This is a genomic window from Chryseobacterium caseinilyticum, from assembly GCF_014837145.1.
Taxonomy (GTDB): domain Bacteria; phylum Bacteroidota; class Bacteroidia; order Flavobacteriales; family Weeksellaceae; genus Chryseobacterium; species Chryseobacterium caseinilyticum.
This window is the reverse complement of sequence record NZ_JACYFS010000009.1, coordinates 1-17428: the sequence shown is the minus strand read 5'-3', so window position 1 is coordinate 17428 and position 17428 is coordinate 1. Positions and strand designations below refer to the sequence as shown.

At 37.6% G+C, this 17428-nt stretch carries 17 protein-coding genes; 9 read left to right on the top strand and 8 right to left on the bottom strand.

Annotated elements, in window-relative coordinates; translation table 11 throughout:
- Window positions 1–25: 25 nt before the first annotated feature.
- Window positions 26–556 (top strand): NAD(P)H-dependent oxidoreductase, encoded by a 531-nt coding sequence (locus IC610_RS18465; RefSeq protein WP_191738162.1) that lies wholly within the window; start codon window positions 26–28, stop codon window positions 554–556.
- A 38-nt stretch (window positions 557–594) separates the two neighbouring features.
- Here IC610_RS18465 and IC610_RS18460 read toward each other — a convergent pair whose 3' ends face one another.
- On the bottom strand, window positions 595–1077 hold the full coding sequence (locus IC610_RS18460) for a hypothetical protein (protein WP_191738161.1): 483 nt from the start codon (window positions 1075–1077) through the stop codon (window positions 595–597).
- A 10-nt stretch (window positions 1078–1087) separates the two neighbouring features.
- Complete coding sequence (locus IC610_RS18455) at window positions 1088–1597, bottom strand: hypothetical protein (RefSeq protein WP_191738160.1); 510 nt, start codon at window positions 1595–1597, stop codon at window positions 1088–1090.
- Window positions 1598–1733: 136 nt separating this feature from the next.
- Between IC610_RS18455 and IC610_RS18450 the strand changes: the two genes are divergently transcribed.
- The 3 genes from IC610_RS18450 (at window position 1734) to IC610_RS18440 (ending at window position 3728) form a co-directional block, all read left to right on the top strand.
- Window positions 1734–2633, top strand: coding sequence for an EamA family transporter (locus IC610_RS18450; RefSeq protein ID WP_191738159.1), 900 nt, complete (start codon window positions 1734–1736; stop codon window positions 2631–2633).
- 226 nt (window positions 2634–2859) lie between these two features.
- Window positions 2860–3180 (top strand): nucleoside triphosphate pyrophosphohydrolase family protein, encoded by a 321-nt coding sequence (locus tag IC610_RS18445; protein ID WP_191738158.1) that lies wholly within the window; start codon window positions 2860–2862, stop codon window positions 3178–3180.
- Window positions 3177–3728, top strand: a complete 552-nt coding sequence (locus tag IC610_RS18440; protein ID WP_191738157.1) for a DNA-3-methyladenine glycosylase I — start codon at window positions 3177–3179, stop codon at window positions 3726–3728. The genes IC610_RS18445 and IC610_RS18440 overlap by 4 nt, the downstream gene beginning before the upstream one ends.
- A 149-nt stretch (window positions 3729–3877) precedes the next feature.
- Here IC610_RS18440 and IC610_RS18435 read toward each other — a convergent pair whose 3' ends face one another.
- The 5 genes from IC610_RS18435 to IC610_RS18415 form a co-directional block, all read right to left on the bottom strand.
- Window positions 3878–4246, bottom strand: a complete 369-nt coding sequence (locus IC610_RS18435) for a glyoxalase (protein ID WP_191738156.1) — start codon at window positions 4244–4246, stop codon at window positions 3878–3880.
- Window positions 4247–4297: 51 nt separating this feature from the next.
- Entirely contained in the window at window positions 4298–5767 is a 1470-nt protein-coding gene (locus IC610_RS18430; protein ID WP_191738155.1) for an FAD-binding oxidoreductase, read from the bottom strand.
- 366 nt (window positions 5768–6133) lie between these two features.
- Complete coding sequence (locus IC610_RS18425) at window positions 6134–6343, bottom strand: GIY-YIG nuclease family protein (protein ID WP_317173454.1); 210 nt, start codon at window positions 6341–6343, stop codon at window positions 6134–6136.
- A gap of 166 nt (window positions 6344–6509) precedes the next feature.
- Window positions 6510–8105 (bottom strand): patatin-like phospholipase family protein, encoded by a 1596-nt coding sequence (locus IC610_RS18420; protein ID WP_191738154.1) that lies wholly within the window; start codon window positions 8103–8105, stop codon window positions 6510–6512.
- 159 nt (window positions 8106–8264) lie between these two features.
- Window positions 8265–9164: a magnesium transporter CorA family protein gene (locus tag IC610_RS18415; protein ID WP_056083913.1), complete on the bottom strand. Its 900-nt coding sequence runs from the start codon at window positions 9162–9164 to the stop codon at window positions 8265–8267.
- Window positions 9165–9521: 357 nt separating this feature from the next.
- Between IC610_RS18415 and IC610_RS18410 the strand changes: the two genes are divergently transcribed.
- The 5 genes from IC610_RS18410 (at window position 9522) to IC610_RS18390 (ending at window position 15838) form a co-directional block, all read left to right on the top strand.
- A complete protein-coding gene (locus IC610_RS18410) occupies window positions 9522–10544 on the top strand; it encodes a 3-oxoacyl-ACP synthase III family protein (protein WP_191738153.1) in 1023 nt (340 codons plus the stop codon).
- Between the two features lie 38 nt (window positions 10545–10582).
- Window positions 10583–10957, top strand: coding sequence for a VOC family protein (locus IC610_RS18405; RefSeq protein WP_191738152.1), 375 nt, complete (start codon window positions 10583–10585; stop codon window positions 10955–10957).
- Between the two features lie 419 nt (window positions 10958–11376).
- A complete protein-coding gene (locus IC610_RS18400; RefSeq protein ID WP_191738151.1) occupies window positions 11377–13638 on the top strand; it encodes a glycoside hydrolase family 3 C-terminal domain-containing protein in 2262 nt (753 codons plus the stop codon).
- Window positions 13639–13904: 266 nt separating this feature from the next.
- The gene (gene glyA, locus IC610_RS18395) at window positions 13905–15170 is read left to right on the top strand and encodes a serine hydroxymethyltransferase (RefSeq protein ID WP_191738150.1); all 1266 of its coding nucleotides are present in this window, start codon (window positions 13905–13907) and stop codon (window positions 15168–15170) included.
- A gap of 191 nt (window positions 15171–15361) precedes the next feature.
- Complete coding sequence (locus IC610_RS18390; protein WP_191738257.1) at window positions 15362–15838, top strand: regulatory protein RecX; 477 nt, start codon at window positions 15362–15364, stop codon at window positions 15836–15838.
- Window positions 15839–16562: 724 nt separating this feature from the next.
- On the opposite strand, the gene IC610_RS18385 is transcribed toward IC610_RS18390, so the two are convergent.
- Window positions 16563–16790, bottom strand: a complete 228-nt coding sequence (locus tag IC610_RS18385; RefSeq protein WP_191738149.1) for a hypothetical protein — start codon at window positions 16788–16790, stop codon at window positions 16563–16565.
- Between the last annotated feature and the right edge of the window lie 638 nt (window positions 16791–17428).

Genomic DNA, 17428 nt, shown 5'->3' with positions numbered 1-17428 from the left:
ATTTTTGTAGAAGAAATTTTAAAATATGAAAACATTAATAATAGTAACTCATCCTACTATGGACGAATCTTTAATCAATAAAAGATGGGTGGAAGAACTGAATAAATTTCCCGAAAAATATGTGGTTCACGAACTGTACAAAGCTTATCCGGATGAAATATTAGATATAAAAAAAGAACAGGAACTGGTGGAGGCTTACGACAAGATTGTTTTCCAGTTTCCATTTTATTGGTTCAGCAGTCCGTCTTTACTGAAAAAATGGTTTGATGAAGTCTTGTTACACGGTTGGGCATACGGAAGCAAAAGCGGATATAAAGTCGGCGGTAAAAAGGTTGCGCTGGCCATATCTGCAGGTGTGGATGATGAAGATTTCAGGGCCGATGGAAAATACAGACACACCGTCATAGAATTTACCAGACCTTTTGAGCTCAGTTTTGAGTACATCAGAGCAGACTATCAAAAAGCGTTTGTTTACTATGGTTTAGAGCATAATGTTTCTAAAGAATGGATTGAAAGAAGTGTTCCGATGTATCTGGAATTTATTGATAATCTGTAAAACAAAACCTCTGAAAAATTTCAGAGATTTTTTTATCATTACCTAGCCACCCTTTCAAACCATGGTTTTCCTTCAAGAGTTCCATTCATAGGTGAAGGCTCTTTTTGATCTCTAAGTTTTCCATCATTAAAGTATGGATACAAGATTTTCCCTTTAATTAAAAGTTTTTTTGGCGGTGGGTTTCTGCTTTGTCCGCCAGAGGTGATTGATTGTAATACATAATCCATCTGAGTAATGGTATTTGAAATTTTGTCTTCAGAAAGTACAGATTTTCCATCTTCCTTAACGGTGTCCATAATCTCATTTATTGTTAAGTAAATATTTTGGTTGTCGGTTGATTTCCATGTTCCAATATTCCAGCTTGACGCAAGATCAAAATTCCATTTGTATTCAAAAGTATGATCTGGATTAAGTTTTAAAGTTTCTCCAAAATCATTTTGATAAATTCCCTCAAGTTTGTGCTGACTGAAAACAAAACTAGAGATCATAGCGAATGCGAAAAACAGGATATTCTTCATCATTCTTAAAACTCTATCTCAAACTCCTCACAGTCACATCAGGTTTCTCACCTGCAGGAACAATAAAAACAGCATCATCACTTATCGTATCTCCAGTGTCAAAATAATAACTGCCAATCACAGGAAGAATGTTGGTCACCGACTTTCCGGATTTATCATAAGCAGAGTAAGATACATTGATCATCTGAGTTTTCATTTTAAGCTGAATTTTTTTCGAAGTCAGTTTTGCTCCGGTCGCATTCATACAGTCGAGCTCTACAATTCCTGTATCCATCACAATTTGAGGATATGAGGTGAGTCTGATGTTGTAAGATTTGTCTGAAGTGTTTTTTACGGAAGCAGCAATTTTGTAGCGGTCAAAAGCTTTACCTCCAACCTGTACGCTTTCTTTATTCATAATGTTGAAACTGACTTTCAGTCCGTTGACATCAACTGTTTCACCATCTGAAATTTTTTGTGCATTGGCAAATATTCCGAAACTGCAACATATCACAATCAAAAGAGAAGAAATTGAGTTTTTCATAATAATTTGTTTTGGTGGTTTTTTCGTGATTTAAATTTACGAAATAATCTTTTCAACCCTATTAATTTTCAGCCATAAAATTTAGAGGATTCCCTATCTTTGCCTCGCTTTTAAGCAATAAAAACGAAGCTTTACATTGAACAATCTGAAATACTATATCGCCGCCATCACTGCCTTCTCTTTATGGGGAACATTCAGTCTGGTTTTAAAGCCACTGCATTCATATCCTTCATTGGATATTCTTTTTTACAGGGTGTTTAGCTGTGCGGTTATTATGACTTTGGTGACGGTGCTATTTCGAAAGGTAAAGTTGAGGAATAATGTAAATTATTTTAAAACTTTAATTCCAAAGGATAAACGGAAAATTGTCGGCTTGAATATTCTGAGCAGCATTTTGCTCACCGGAAACTGGTTTTCATTTATTTATGTGATGAATCATATCAGCGTGCGTGCAACTTCTGTTGCTTATTTGGTTTGCCCGATTATCACTACCATTTTAGCCTTTCTTATTCTCCGCGAAAAACTCAGCAAACTTCAATGGATTTCAGTGATTTTAAGTGCGGCAGGATGCATTTTATTATCGTACGCCAATCTTTTAGATATGGTTTACAGCACGCTTATAGGTTCTACTTATGCCTGCTACCTCATTATCCAGTCTGTGAATTCTAAATTTGATAAATTTCTGGTGCTTAATTTCCACATGATTTTATCAGCTCTCATCCTACTTCCGTTTTTCCCGACATACTCAGGACCGGTGCCGACGGATTTTAAGTTTTATCTCTACATCGAAATCATTGCGGTGATGTACACTATTGTGCCGTTACTTTTAAACTTGTACGCTTTATCAGGAATTGCTTCTTCTAAAGTGGGAATGATCCTGAATATTAACCCAATCATTGCCTTTATTCTGGCGGGTGCAGTCTACAACGAGGCGCTCGGAGGTTTGCAGATTGTATCTAATTCGATTATATTTTTAGCGGTTATAATTTTTAATGCGAAGGAGATTTTCAGGTTAAAAACTGAGGCTGCTGTTTAAAAGAATTTTGGCTGTAATTTAATCTTCTACGAAAAAAAATGTCCTGAAACTTTGGGATTCTTTATTCAGTCTTGAAGAGGAAAAGTTATATTAAAATTGATTTTTGTTACTGCCTTCAGGGTTAGGGAAGTAATTTTGATCAATTTTGTACAACCAAAAAGAATAAGAATCTCCTGACAGGCAGTTGTCAGCAGTTTGTATTATCTTTATTCCCTAAAATTCAAATATGGATCAAGATAATTTCGACAAAATCATAGAACGCTCTTTGGCGATCAGAAAAAAATACCACGAACTGGAAGTTCAGCAAAATGGAAAAGAATGGACTTTGGAACAGGATGCTCTGGCTTATCTTACAGATGCCGGACTGGTTGGCAGAGACGTAATGTCTCACGAAACAGCATGGCCAAAAAAGAATTCCGCTGAAGAACTGGAACATAAATTAGGCGAAAACATCTGGTGGCTGATTGTACTTGCTGACCGCACGGGAATTGACATCAAAGAAGCTTTAGATCAATTTTTAACCAAAACTGAAAACCTCTTCTCATGAGTTACTGTTCAGCCATCGAAAGAATGCAGCCCGAAAGCCGTAAAGAACTTCACAAAAATTACCACGATAATCATTATGGTTTCCCGATTCATAATGACAACGAATTGTTTGGAAGATTGGTTATGGAAATCAATCAGGCAGGTCTGAGCTGGGAAACCATCCTTAAAAAAGAAGAAGGTTTCAGAAATGCCTACGACAATTTTGATATTCAAAAAGTAGCCGCTTACAGCGAAGAAGACCGTGCACGGTTACTCGCAGATCCCGGAATTATCAGAAATAAACTGAAGGTGAATGCTGCGATAGAAAATGCAAAAACCATCATTGAACTTCAAAAAGAATTTGGCACGTTCGAAAAATGGCTCGAGCATCATCACCCAAAAACTTTAGAAGAATGGATGAAGCTCTTCAAAAAAACGTTCAAATTCACCGGTGGCGAAATCGTGAATGAATTTTTGATGAGCATTGGCTATCTGAAAGGTGCTCATGCGGAGGGTTGCGAAATAAACAAGAAAATTTTGAAAGAGAAACCGATGTGGCTTGTTGAGTAGGTTAAGGTTAAGGTTAAGGTTAAGGTTAAGGTTAAGGTTAAGGTTGCGTCGCTATAATTATTCAATAGGAATGGGCTTTAGCCCATTTATGCATATTGAGGTAAATTGGCTTTAGCCAAAACCTAAGTGATCGATTAAATAATTAACCATTAGGCAATCTGACTTTTCAACCTTTCAATCAACATCGCAACAATTCTTTTATTAAAAACCTTGCTGTCTGAAATATAAACTTCCATTTCTTCAACAGTAAACATTCCAATCGTCATTCCGATGAAAGTATTTTTCAAAACGTTGTCTTTCTGAAGACTCTGCTCGATCATCACGGCTTTTTTCGCGGAAGAGAGCGCATTAAAATCTGAATTCTGACGGATAGCGTAGCTGCTAAACAGTGAAATGTACAAGTCGTTCTGCAATTTCAGAATGGGACGCAGGGCTTGATTTTGAAAAATTTCAGTGGGTGTGGTTGCTTCTGAATTGGGTAGGTTGAGAGATTCTCTGAGGTTTATTTTTGTGGTCATGTATCGTTCGAATTTTAATCTTAGAAAACTTTTTAGTTGTATAGAAAACTTTTATTTGTAATAAAGGTAAAATTTATTCTCAAAAATTTCCTGTGGATCATATTTTCTTTTTAATTCAAAGAAAGAATCAGATTGTGGATACGCTTTTCTCATTTTCATTTTATCAATGTGTAAACGGTAGGGAAGATAGAAGGTTCCTTCGTTTTTAATCGTGACGTCCACCAGTTTATTGGTCAGTGCTTTCATTGCGTTTTCCTGTTTTTCCGTTTTCTTTTGATTGAACAGTAAAACAAATCCGAAAACATGCTCTCTAGCATAATTCATGTAGGCATCTGCATCCCTGTCTACAGCACGGATGGTGATATTTAATAAATCTATTCCGGAATCTTTCAGGATCGGTTTTATATCTTTTATAAACTGATTAAAATTTCTGTCAGGGATAAAATATTCATGAAGAAGATCTGTCGAATTGGGATCTTTATTTTCAATCAGCGAAACGTGGCCGTTCAACAATTCATTTCGGGTGAGAACTGTATTGTTTAAAATCGAATTCATCCCTGTTTCCAAATCCCAGCGAAGTCTTTTTCCGTATTCGCTGTTGACTGTACTTCTGAAAACGACACGTCTTACTTCTTTATTTTTTGATCTTTGTTTCTCGAGTGAAAGCGGTTTTTCATCTGATTTTTCAAAATAAATAATAGTGGATTCTTCTAAAAATTTCTTGTCAGAAATTCTCAGTCTCCCAAAAACAAGATTTACATTATTGTTATCTGTAATTATTTTTTGATACTGAGCAACATAGTCTTCAGAATTCATTGCAGCAGATTTGTAATGTAGAGCAATATTATCAACGACTTTTAACCTCACATCCAAAATAATTCCGAAAAGCCCATAGCCACCGATTACCAGTTTAAATAATTCTGGATTTTCTTCTCTGCTGCAATTGATGATTTCGCCGTCTGCATTCATCAGAGTAAAAGAAATAACACTTGAGGAAACGGGCGGAAGATTTTTTTGCCATCCATGACCGTTCACACTTAAAGAACCACCAATGGAAAATGAACTGAAAGCCTGCATCACGGAAATAGATTTACCGAATTTATCTAAATAATTAATGGCATCTTCCCATAAAGCACCCGAACCAATCGTCAGAATATTATTTTTTTCATCCAATTCCATCTGTTTATAAGCAAGCATATTCAAAAGAATTCCGTTGGGATAAATAGAATGTCCGCCCATGCTGTGTTGGGCTCCTGCAATCGAAATTTTCAGATTCTTTTCTTTGGCATAGCGAAGAACAAGCTTCAGCTGATTTTGAATCTCTTTTTTATTATTTGGAACTACGATTAGAGTGTCTATTTCCGTAAGATTCAGTTGACTTGCATCGTTGGTAAAACCTTTTGGACTAATGATTTTCTCATCAGATTCATTCCATTTTGTTTTAAGGACATGAATGATGGGAACTGAAAGGAATATCAGGACCGCAACAATTGCAATAATAAAAAGGTGCTTTTTTGTCATTTTTTATAGGTGTAAAACGAAAATAGGAAAAATTGTTTGTCATTCCGTAGGAATCTAAACGGTATTAGCCACATTATTTGGTTGGGTATGTGGTCAAAAATGTTGATGTTTTTAAAACTATTTATGATAGCAAATATCATGTACTGTATCTGTTTTTGATCTGAAATAAAAGATGGATAATAAATTTTCTAACATTAACTTAGTCGAAATGTATGTGTCGACTATATGAATATATTCTTGTATTTTCTCAGTAATCTAAGAAAGTATTCACACAATATTTTCAAACAGATAATTTAGAAAATTCATATTCGGATTAAGATATCTTATAGTTACTTCGCGGATAGTTTTTTATTTCTTTTTCACCTTCTATAGCTTGTTGAATCCATCCAATTTTTCGTAATAAATCAAGTATTCAACATTATATCTTGCTGTAAAACTATTGGGATTAATTTTTTTAGAATGATCGTATAATCTTCTGCGTAAATCATTTGTCACGCCAGTGTAGAGTACAGTTTTTCTTTTGTTGGTTAAGATGTATACATAAAAAGTATAAATTCCTTCTGTGAATTCTATCATTTGTGTATAATTAAATAAATTGCTGAGATTCCTACGGAATGACAAAGTGACTGTTGATTTTTTGTGAGATTATTTACAAAAATATTCATGTTAAAAATAAAAAATTGAAATTCCAATATCAAAAATATGACTCTTGTTTGCAAGTATCCAAGCCCTCCAACCCAACTCACCCCACCGTCGGCGTATCTTCCTCCTTAATAATCTTTTTCTCCTTCATCGAAACAATCATCCTTTCATACTTGTATTTTTCCCAGTCGAAGCGGTTGAGGAAATTGAGAGCTGCCTGAAAACCGCGGTTGTAGAGATCTTCTTTTTCTTCTTTTTCCATAAAGAAATTCAGCCAGTTGCTTTTGCCGCAATTCACGTTTTGGATGCTGTAGATTTCGTAGAAACTGTATTTGCTGAGAAATGCTTTATCATTAAAACCTTTCATCGTGCTGATGATATTTCCGGCAAAGGAAAGGGGAGTTTTCAGAATTTCGTCTGAAGTGTGTTGTTTGTCGGTCAGCATGTCGGAATCGCTGGTGAGTTTCACTCCAAAAATCGGGAGTCTTGGGTAGAAAACATCGTTGTTGTGAAAAAGATCAACAGGAAAGTTGGAAAGACTTCCGCCATCTATGAAAATTCCTGTAGGGTAGATATCTTCGGGGGACATGTTGAGCCAGTATTTCCATGCGTATTGTACCGAATCGTCTTTGCCGTTGATGATTTTCTGCATCGGCTCAAAGAAAAACGGAACCGACATCGAGGCCCGCACAAATTCTGCCGGACTGCTTCTTTTCAGCTCCTCTTCCGACCAGTAGAGATTGGCCATTCTTGGAAGTTCGACCTTTATTTTGGCACTGATGTCGGTGGTAATTACTACATATTCAGATTTTAAAAGATAGAAAGGATTGGTTTTGTAGTAATCATTGTTTTTCACACTCTCGAAAAACAGTCTGTAGCGGGTTTCGTCGATGTGATTTTCGGTTTTCGTATGATCAGCTTTTATCTTTTCAATGCTTTCAAGAGCCAGATCATAATATTCTGAATGGTTACCATGGCGATAGTTCAAATTTAAATTTTCCTCTTTCTGCGAAAATTTTCTGTTGAGGTCGGCAACGGTTTTGATCCCGAAAGCTTTCAGAACGTCGGTCATTTTTTCAAGAAAAGTATTTCCCGGATTGAGGCCGCTGTTGTTTTTTTTAAAATCACGATACAGTTTTCGGATATAGAGAAAGGCGATGATTAAAGGAATAATGGGAATTAAAAACAGAAGTTTAGTATACAGAATACTTCCGGTAGGTATGGCAAACGGAGCAATTACAAGTGCCAGCATCATAATTCCGGCTAAAATAAAATTGGTCTGGAGGAAATGTTTGTTGTTCAGAATCGAGTGGATGGTCGTTTTCACATAATCTTTGCCATCCATAAAATCAGCGAAATTCCAGTTGAAAAGGATGTCTTTGATGACGTCACTTTTGGCGTCTTCTTTATTTTTACATGCTGCAATCAGCATGGTGTTGATGGCTCCTGCACTCGTTCCTGCCACTTTCAGAAAGCGGATTCCGAAGATTTCAAGTCCGTAAAGGTAACCTACCAGTGCGCTTCCCCACACACCGCCACCTTCCTGCACAAATTCCACATACTGATTTCCGTTGGCATCCAAGAGGTCTGAAAACTCTTTTTCTGAGATAATTCCGTGTAGTGCCTTGAGTTTTTCTTTGGATTCTGCCGAAAGCGTTTCATCGGCTAAAATTTGATTTAAAATTTCGGGTTTCATGATTTGGTGTGGTGTTTTTGGTTGATGTCATTGAAAGGTGCAGCAACCAGAATCACTTTTAAAAAGATTCTGAGTTTTATGTTCTCTCGTGGATTGATCTGATTGTGCAGATTAATGAATGAAAAAAATCTGCATTATCTCCTAAATCTGCGTGAAATATTACCATTGCTTTCTCCTAGCATAAATAAACGTGCAAATCACAATCGCTCCCATTAAGCCAAGCGTATAAAAGTAACCGTGTTTTGTGTGAAGTTCGGGCATATTGTCAAAATTCATCCCGTAGACACCGGCAATAAAAGTAATCGGTAAAAAGTAAACTGAATAAATTGCCAAAACCTTCATCACCTGATTCGCTTTCTGATCAGACAGTGCCAGAAACATCGAAATTAAGTTGGTAATCTGAATATTGAGATGATCAAAATCGGCAACAACATCTTTGTGTTTGTCTTTTAAGTCTGTAAATTCAGAATCGGGAAGGTTGAGCAGTTTAAATTTATCAATCGCATCCGTGGAGATCGTCAGAACCCTCGAATTCAGACCTGATTTTCTTTTAAGTTTATACAGCCTCCGGATCTGATGGGTGTGGTTGGTGTTTTTAAGGAAAATTTCATTTTCGATATTGTCCATTGTTTCAAAAAGGCTGATGGCTTCATCATCAAAACTTTTCATCAGGACCAGTGCAATTTTCAGTGCCACTCTTGCCGGCGAGCATTCTTCCTGGCGGGATGCAAGCTCTTTTTTAGCCTCGGAAATACTTTTGGCTTTCATTCTGTGCACCGTGATGATCGTATTTTCCAATAAAAAAATCCCGATTTTGGTGCTGATATCGCTGATGGTATTTAAATTTTTTCTTTCAAGCTCGGTATTTTCGCGCAAAAGGAAAAATTTCACGTTTCCGTCAGCTTCGTATTTGGGTAGGTGATTGGGATCCAAAGTATCTTCCAGAAGCAGATTGTTGATTTCATAGCGCTCGTGAAGGTATTTCATGTCTTCCTCCGTCGGCGCTTCCACGTCTATCCACTCACAGTTTTTGTCTCGGTACAGGGTTTCTATTGGCATACTATAAAAGTAATGATATTTGAAAAACAAAGATATATTGAAATGAATATTTACTGTTATAAAAGGAATAATTTTAAATCAAAAAAATTGAACCATTAAGATATTGAAGTTGTTAAGTTCGGTTAAGGAAATATCTGCAGATATTCATTGAGCAAACGCGTCATATTTACCCTCTGTTTGTCATTCCGGAGGAATCTATGCATCGTCAGTTTTATTGAGTTTAAAATCAAACATCTAAAATATTCATCAGGCAAACTTCAGTATTAAAAGTGTTCTGATTTTTACCTAAACCTAAACCTTAGCCTTAACCTAATATATATCAAATAAATTTTATCTTTACCAAAATATAAAAACATTATGATTAAAAGTACCATTAAAGGTATCGGTTTTCATGTTCCGGACAATGTTGTCACGAATGATGACCTTTCTAAACTGATGACCACCAATGACGAATGGATTACCGAACGTACCGGAATCAAAGAGAGAAGACACCGTGAAAACCGTAATGATGCTCAGGAAACGACTGCTTATTTAGGTTTCAAGGCTTCAGAAAAGGCACTGGAAAAGGCTGGCTTAACAGCAAAAGATATCGACTACATTATTTTCGCAACACTTTCTCCGGATTATTATTTTCCCGGTTGTGGAGTACTGCTTCAGGATATGTTAGGTTGTGATACCATTGGTGCTTTAGATGTAAGAAATCAGTGTTCAGGTTTTGTGTATGCCATGAGTGTGGCGAATGCTTTTATCAAATCAGGAACGTATAAAAATATTTTAGTGGTGGGAGCGGAAGTTCATTCTTTCGGACTCGATTTTTCTGATGAAGGAAGAGGAGTTTCTGTTATTTTCGGTGATGGGGCAGGGGCGATCGTGCTTTCAGCAACTGAAGATGAAAATGCAGGAGATATTTTAGCGATGAATATGCATTCTGAAGGGAAATATGCAGACGAACTGTGTACCCAGTTTCCGGGATCAAAATATGGCTGGAGTGACAGAATGAGAAAAGAGCCGGAAAATGTGACCAACAAAGAAGTGTATCCGATTATGAATGGAAATTTTGTTTTCAAACATGCCGTAACACGATTCCCTGAAACCATGAAGGAAGCTTTGGATAAAGCAGGAAAAACAATTGCAGACCTGGATATGTTTATTCCACATCAGGCGAATCTTAGAATTGCTCAGTTTGTACAGCAGAAATTTGGTCTTCCTGACGAAAAAATACACAACAATATCCAAAAGTACGGAAATACAACCGCAGCATCTATTCCGATTGCGTTAAGTGAAGCCATAGAATTAGGTAAAATCAAACGGGGAGATTTAGTCCTTCTTTCAGCCTTCGGCAGCGGATTTACCTGGGGAAGCATTTTATTTGAATATTAAATAATCACCCATCATCCAACACCCAACACCCAACAAAAATGAAAAAAGTAACAGGAATAGGAGGAATATTTTTCAAAGCAAAAGACACCAGTGCAGTCAATGATTGGTATAAGAAAAATCTCGGTTTAGACACCACTCCATACGGCGTAAGCTTTGAATGGAAAGATAAAGAAACCGGCAACACAGGAACAACGCAGTGGGCACCTTTCGCAGACACCACCGAGTATTTTGAGCCTTCTCAAAAAGAATTTATGATCAATTACCGCGTGGAAAATCTCGAATTGCTGGTTGAAGAACTCAAAAAAGAAAATGTGAAGATTCTTGATGAAATCCAGACTTATAATTACGGCAAATTTGTACATATTCTTGATTTGGAAGATAATAAAATCCAGCTTTGGGAACCGATCGATTAAATTCATGTATTTAATATCAATAAGTCTCTTCAGTTTTCTGGAGAGATTTTTTATAAATCAACGGCTTTGTAAAAAAAACAGTTATATATTTTTTTGACTTCGGAAACGGAGGCGTTAAAAAATTTAAAAAAAATTCCGTTAAGAAATTTCACTGTTTTAGTGGCGGCAAGAATCATTTCAGATAAGCCAATCTTCTTTCCGCCCGAGTTTGGAAATTTTATGAATTTCTTTTAAATTTTAGCCGAGTTTGACTTTGTCGAATCAAGGATTTCCAAGTCTTGAATTTTTGATTCTTTTGCTTCAAGGCAAAAGAACAATTAATTTTACTTCAAAGTAAATTTTTTTAAAATTCATTGTCTCATTTTGAGCAAATAAAATTAAAATGCTTAAATTTGTTACCAATTCAAACTAAAAGATTTATGATCAAAAAAGCTGCTCTCTTTAGTTTTTCGATACTACTTTCCGCTTCTGCATTTGCGCAGAACAAAACGATACCGGTTTATCTCGATGAATCTAAACCTGTTGAGCAAAGAGTGAAAGATGCACTTTCAAGAATGACACTTGAAGAAAAAGTGGCTATGCTTCACGCTCAGTCGAAATTCTCTTCGCCTGGAGTTCCCCGTTTAGGAATTCCGGAATTCTGGACTACAGACGGACCACACGGCGTAAGACCCGAAGTGCTTTGGGACGAATGGGATCAGGCAGGATGGACAAACGATTCCATCATTGCCTATCCCGCATTGACAGCACTTTCCGCAACCTGGAACAAAAATATGTCATGGAATTACGGTAAAGCACTTGGCGAGGAAGCCCGGTACAGAAAAAAAGATATTCTTCTGGGACCTGGAGTTAACATTTACAGAACACCGCTCAACGGAAGGAATTTTGAATACATGGGCGAAGATCCTTATCTGACTTCAAAAATGGTTGTTCCTTATATAAAAGGTGTGCAGTCCAACGGCGTTGCCACTTCTGTGAAACATTTTGCGCTGAATAATCAGGAAATGTTCCGCCATACCAGCAATGTGACTGTGGACGACAGAACTTTATACGAAATTTATCTTCCTGCATTCAAGGCAGCGGTTACGGAAGGGGATTCGTGGACGATTATGGGAGCTTACGATATGTACAAAAATCAGTACGCCAGCCAAAATCAGTATCTTTTAAATGATATTCTTAAAAAAGAATGGAACTACAAAGGAGTAGTGGTTTCAGACTGGGGAGCGGTCAACAGTACCGAACAGGCCATCAAAAACGGTCTTGATCTGGAATTCGGAAGCTGGACGAATGGTCTTTCTGCCGGAACTTCCAACGCTTACGACAATTATTATCTGGCGCATCCTTATCTAAAAATGATTAAAGAAGGAAAAGTCGGAACCGCGGAACTGGACGATAAAGTTACAAGAATTTTAAATTTAGCTTATAAAACGACTTTAAATAAAAATAAACCTTTCGGAAATGTCGCTTCTGCAGAACACAAAGCTGTAGCAAAAGAAATTGGTGAAGAAGGAATTGTTTTACTTAAAAATGACAGAAACGTTCTTCCGGTTAATATGAACACGGCCAAAAAAATTGCAGTGATCGGAGAAAATGCGATCAAAGTAATGACTGTAGGTGGCGGATCCTCCTCACTAAAGGTAAAGTACGAAACTTCTCCTTTAGATGGAATTAAAAACAGATTCGGTAAAAATGCTGATGTACAGTTTGCCAGAGGCTATGTTGGCGATGTTGGCGGAGAATACAACGGTGTAAAATCCGGTCAGGATCTGAAAGACAGCCGTTCAGCCGATGAAATTTTAAAAGAAGCAGTCGAACTGGCAAAAAATTCAGATTATGTCATCTTTGTAGGAGGTTTAAACAAAGCCGATTTTCAGGACAGCGAAGGCAACGACAGAAAAAGCTATGGATTACCGTACAATCAGGACAATGTGATTTCAGCATTAGCAAAAGCCAATAAAAATCTGGCAGTGGTTTTGGTTTCCGGAAATGCCGTTGCTATGCCTTGGGTAAAAGAAGTTCCAACAATCGTCCAGGCATGGTATCTCGGCTCAGAGGCTGGAAATTCCATAGCTTCAGTATTGTCTGGCGATGCCAATCCCTCAGGAAAATTACCTTTCACTTTCCCTGTGAAACTGGAAGATAATTCTGCTCACAAATTGGGTGAATATCCCGGAAACAAGGAAGAACTGGCTGCCGGAAAAGGTAAAGATCAGAAAAATCCAATCAACATTACCTACAACGAAGGGATTTTGGTAGGATACAGATGGCATGACACCAAAAAGATCAAACCGTTATTCAGTTTCGGTCATGGTTTAAGTTACACGACATTTCAGTTTGGTAAAGCAGGTTCAGATAAAACGACCATTTCGCAGAATGATAAAATCAGTTTTACTGTAAAAGTTAAAAATACCGGTAATAAAGCTGGAGCAGAAGTGGTTCAACTTTACATCTCAGACAAAAAATCATCCGTTTTAAGACCTGAAAAAGAACTGAAAGGTTTTGAAAAAGTATTTTTAAATCCTGGCGAAGAAAAAGAAGTTTCATTTACAATAGACAAAGAAGCCTTAAGTTTCTTCGATGCGGAAAAACACGCATGGATTGCCGAGCCGGGAGATTTCGAAGCCCAGATCGGAAACTCTTCAGACAATATTCTTACAAAAGTAAAATTTACTTTAAAATAAAATTTCTTCAATTGATTATTTTTAAAAGTTCTGTGATTCGTTTCGCAGAACTTTTCTTGTTTTAAAAGACAACTTTGTCAAAGTTTTTTTACAGCGCAGATAAACTTTGACAAAGTTTTAATGTGATGAAAAAAACATTCAAATCTACACTTATCCTGTTTCTCAACCTAAGCCTCAACCTTAACCTCGCCCTTCAAACATTATTATTTTAAATCTACACGAAAATTCCTTATTTTTGCTGAAGTAATCTAAAACTTAAAAAGTAAATGGACATTATTTTTGACCTTATCGAAAAAGAAAGACAGAGACAGACGCACGGTATCGAGCTGATTGCATCAGAAAATTTCGTTTCTGAAAACGTGATGAAAGCAATGGGAAGTGTTTTGACTAACAAATATGCAGAAGGATATCCCGGAAAAAGATATTACGGAGGCTGCGAAGTCGTAGATGAGGTTGAAACTTTGGCTATAGACAGAGCTAAAGAACTTTTCGGAGTAGATTACGTTAATGTTCAGCCGCACTCAGGTTCTCAGGCGAACGCAGCAATTTATCTGGCTGTTTTGAAACCGGGCGACAAAATCATGGGGATGGATCTTTCAATGGGAGGTCACCTTACTCACGGTTCTGCGGTGAACTTCTCAGGAATTCAGTATGACGTTGTTTCTTATGGCGTTCAGAAAGAAACAGGTTTGATCGATTATGATCAGATGAGAGAAGTAGCATTGAGAGAAAAACCAAAAATGTTAATCGCAGGTTTCTCGGCTTACTCTAGAGATTTGGATTATGCAAAATTCAGAGAGGTGGCAGACGAAATCGGAGCTACGCTTTGGGCAGACATCGCTCACCCTGCAGGTTTGGTGGCAAAAGGTCTGCTGAATAATCCATTCGAACATTGTCATGTGGTAACCACAACTACGCACAAAACGTTGAGAGGTCCAAGAGGAGGGATGATCATGATGGGCAAAGATTTCGAAAACACATACGGTCACAAAACACCAAAAGGAGAAATCAAAATGATGAGCCAGGTTCTTGACGGCGCAGTTTTCCCTGGAATTCAGGGCGGTCCGTTGGAGCACGTAATTGCAGGAAAGGCAGTTGCATTTGCAGAAGCTTTGGATACACAGTTTGAAACGTATGCAAAACAGGTTCAGTCCAATGCAAGAGCTTTGTCAAAATCGATGATCGACAGAGGTTTTGAAATCGTAAGTGGTGGCACAGACAACCATTTGATGTTGGTAGACCTTAGAAATAAAGGAGTAAACGGTAAGGAAACCGAAAAAGCTTTAGTTTTGGCTGATATTACATGTAATAAAAATATGGTTCCTTTTGACGACAAGTCGCCGTTCACAACTTCCGGAATCAGATTCGGAACTGCAGCGATTACTACGAGAGGTTTAAAAGAAAACGATATGGATACGATTGCTGAACTGGTTTCTGAGGTTGTTGACAATATCAAAAACGAAGAAGTAATCACTTCCGTAAAGAAAAAAGTAAATGAATTAATGGAAGGAAAAGCACTTTTCAATTATTAGAAGGCTTCTGGCTGATGGCATATTGCTTTTAGCTTATATATAATATAAAGGTGCAGATTTATTTGCACCTTTTTTAATCTTATTAAAACAAAAGCCTCGAACATCAACTTACGCATCTCGTAACCCGGAAACCGAATTTCGCACCGCGAATCCCGAATCCCGAATCTCAAACTTCAAATCTCTAATCTCAAATCTTGAGCAAATCCTACACCTTTCAGGAAATCAAACAGAAACTGGTCAACTACTGCGTTTATCAGGATCGCTGTCATGCCGAAGTAGAGCAGAAGATGAGAGATTTTTTGCTGATTGATGAGGCGAAGGAAGAAATCTATCTATACTTATTAAAGGAAAACTATCTCAACGAAGAACGTTTCACCAGAAGTTATATCCGTGGAAAGTTTTACATCAAACATTGGGGAAAAACCAAAATCAAAATCCATCTGAAACAAAAAGGCATCACAGATAAGCTGATCAGCAAATGCTTCGACGAAATTCACGAAGAAGATTACCAGAAAACCATCACAAAAATCTATCAGGATTATTCTTCCAGACAGCATGGTTTAAAAGAATACCAGAAAAAATCCAAAACCATCAAATATCTCATCAGCCGCGGCTTCGAATACGACAAAATTCAATTTGCCATTGAAGATCTCGAATCCGAAGCATAAAAGCCGAAGGCCTTACTCATATTGTATTGCATTTCACTCCCCTCAACTGCTCAAACTCTCCAACCCTCCAATCCTCCACATAATTTTCAGGAGCCGGGAACCCGCTGTCCGCTGTATCTTTTTTGTGCCGGTCTCCACTCCGCTACGTCCGCCACAAAAAAGGATGTCGCTGCCATCGGGGCTAGTAACGATTCCGCTTTTTAAGAACTGTTGAATTTTGATAAGTAATGAGCAATAGGTAATAAGTAATCACCAGTAAGTAATTAATCTACAATAATCTCATTAAAAAAAGCAGCAAAAACTATAATAGGAAAGCCAAAACTTCAATTCAAAAGTTTCAACCATCGATTCTCACTACATTTTCAGTTCGGCCAGCAGTAAAAAACCAAACTTCCCTTATTTCAAATACCCCTTTGAACCATTCCCATCCTCTGGAGGGGATGTCAGAAATCGCAGATTTTAGACGGGGGTGGTCACTTCCACGCAAAAACCAACCTTTTATGAATCGAGCTATGAAGCCAACAAAGTAGAACACTCACCGCTGGTGCGGGTGTCCCGCCCGTACCCACATTTCACATTTCACATTCCACATTCCACATCCGGACTCTGCACTCCGAATTTCAAATCTCAAACTTCAAATTTCAAATCATCCCATCTTCTGCCGCGGACGTACCACCGATACTATTTAAAAACGAACTCGCACCCGTTCACCCAAAAACACTTTTCATCCAATAAGAATCCATTTAAATATTGTCAGCAATTGGGCCACACCTTTCAAAAATAAAAACTCCACCTTACTCCGGAGAAGTAAAATCTGTGTAGCAAAAGCGACAACTAACGCCACAGCACTCCGTAGGAGTGCCATCTGCGTAGAAACCACCATTCCAAAAATAACCGCACTCCGTAGGAGTGCCATCTTAAAAACATCCACAAAAGCGACCTGAAAACTCATTTTGTATTTTTTCAAATCATGCAATGCACAATCATTTTCACCGAAAAGCCTTACAAAATAAACAATGATGCTCAAAAATTCCCAACAACACACATTCAACCGGCTCAATTCACCCAACCAGCCTGCAGAAAATAATACGTAAACATGCAAAATGATTCTTTCCAAACTCCCACCGTCCGGCATGACACCCCATACATCTCGCACATCTCTCTACATCCCGTCCTTGCGCCGCGCATTCCCAACTCACAATCCTCATGCATTTCACCCCGCACCCCGCATCCCGCTTCTCAAACATCAAATTTCAAATCTCACCCCGCACCCTCCAATGCTAAAACCCTCCAACCCTCCAACACATTTTCTCTCCACACAATCAGGCTGTTGCTCAATTATGTTAAATAAATATGAATAAAAGTTTGGTGGGGAATGTAAAAGTTTCTACTTTTGCACCACTGAAAACGAGAGGAAGTAAGTAGCGCAGAAGGATAAAGATAAGAAAGAAACTTCAGAAAAAATACACACTGAAAAATTTGCAAGAATAAAAAACAGTTGTATATTTGCAGACCCAATTAAGGGGAAGCGCAGGAGTTGATTGAGAGAATGTAAATAAGAAAAATTAAGGTCATCAAAAAACTTTAAAA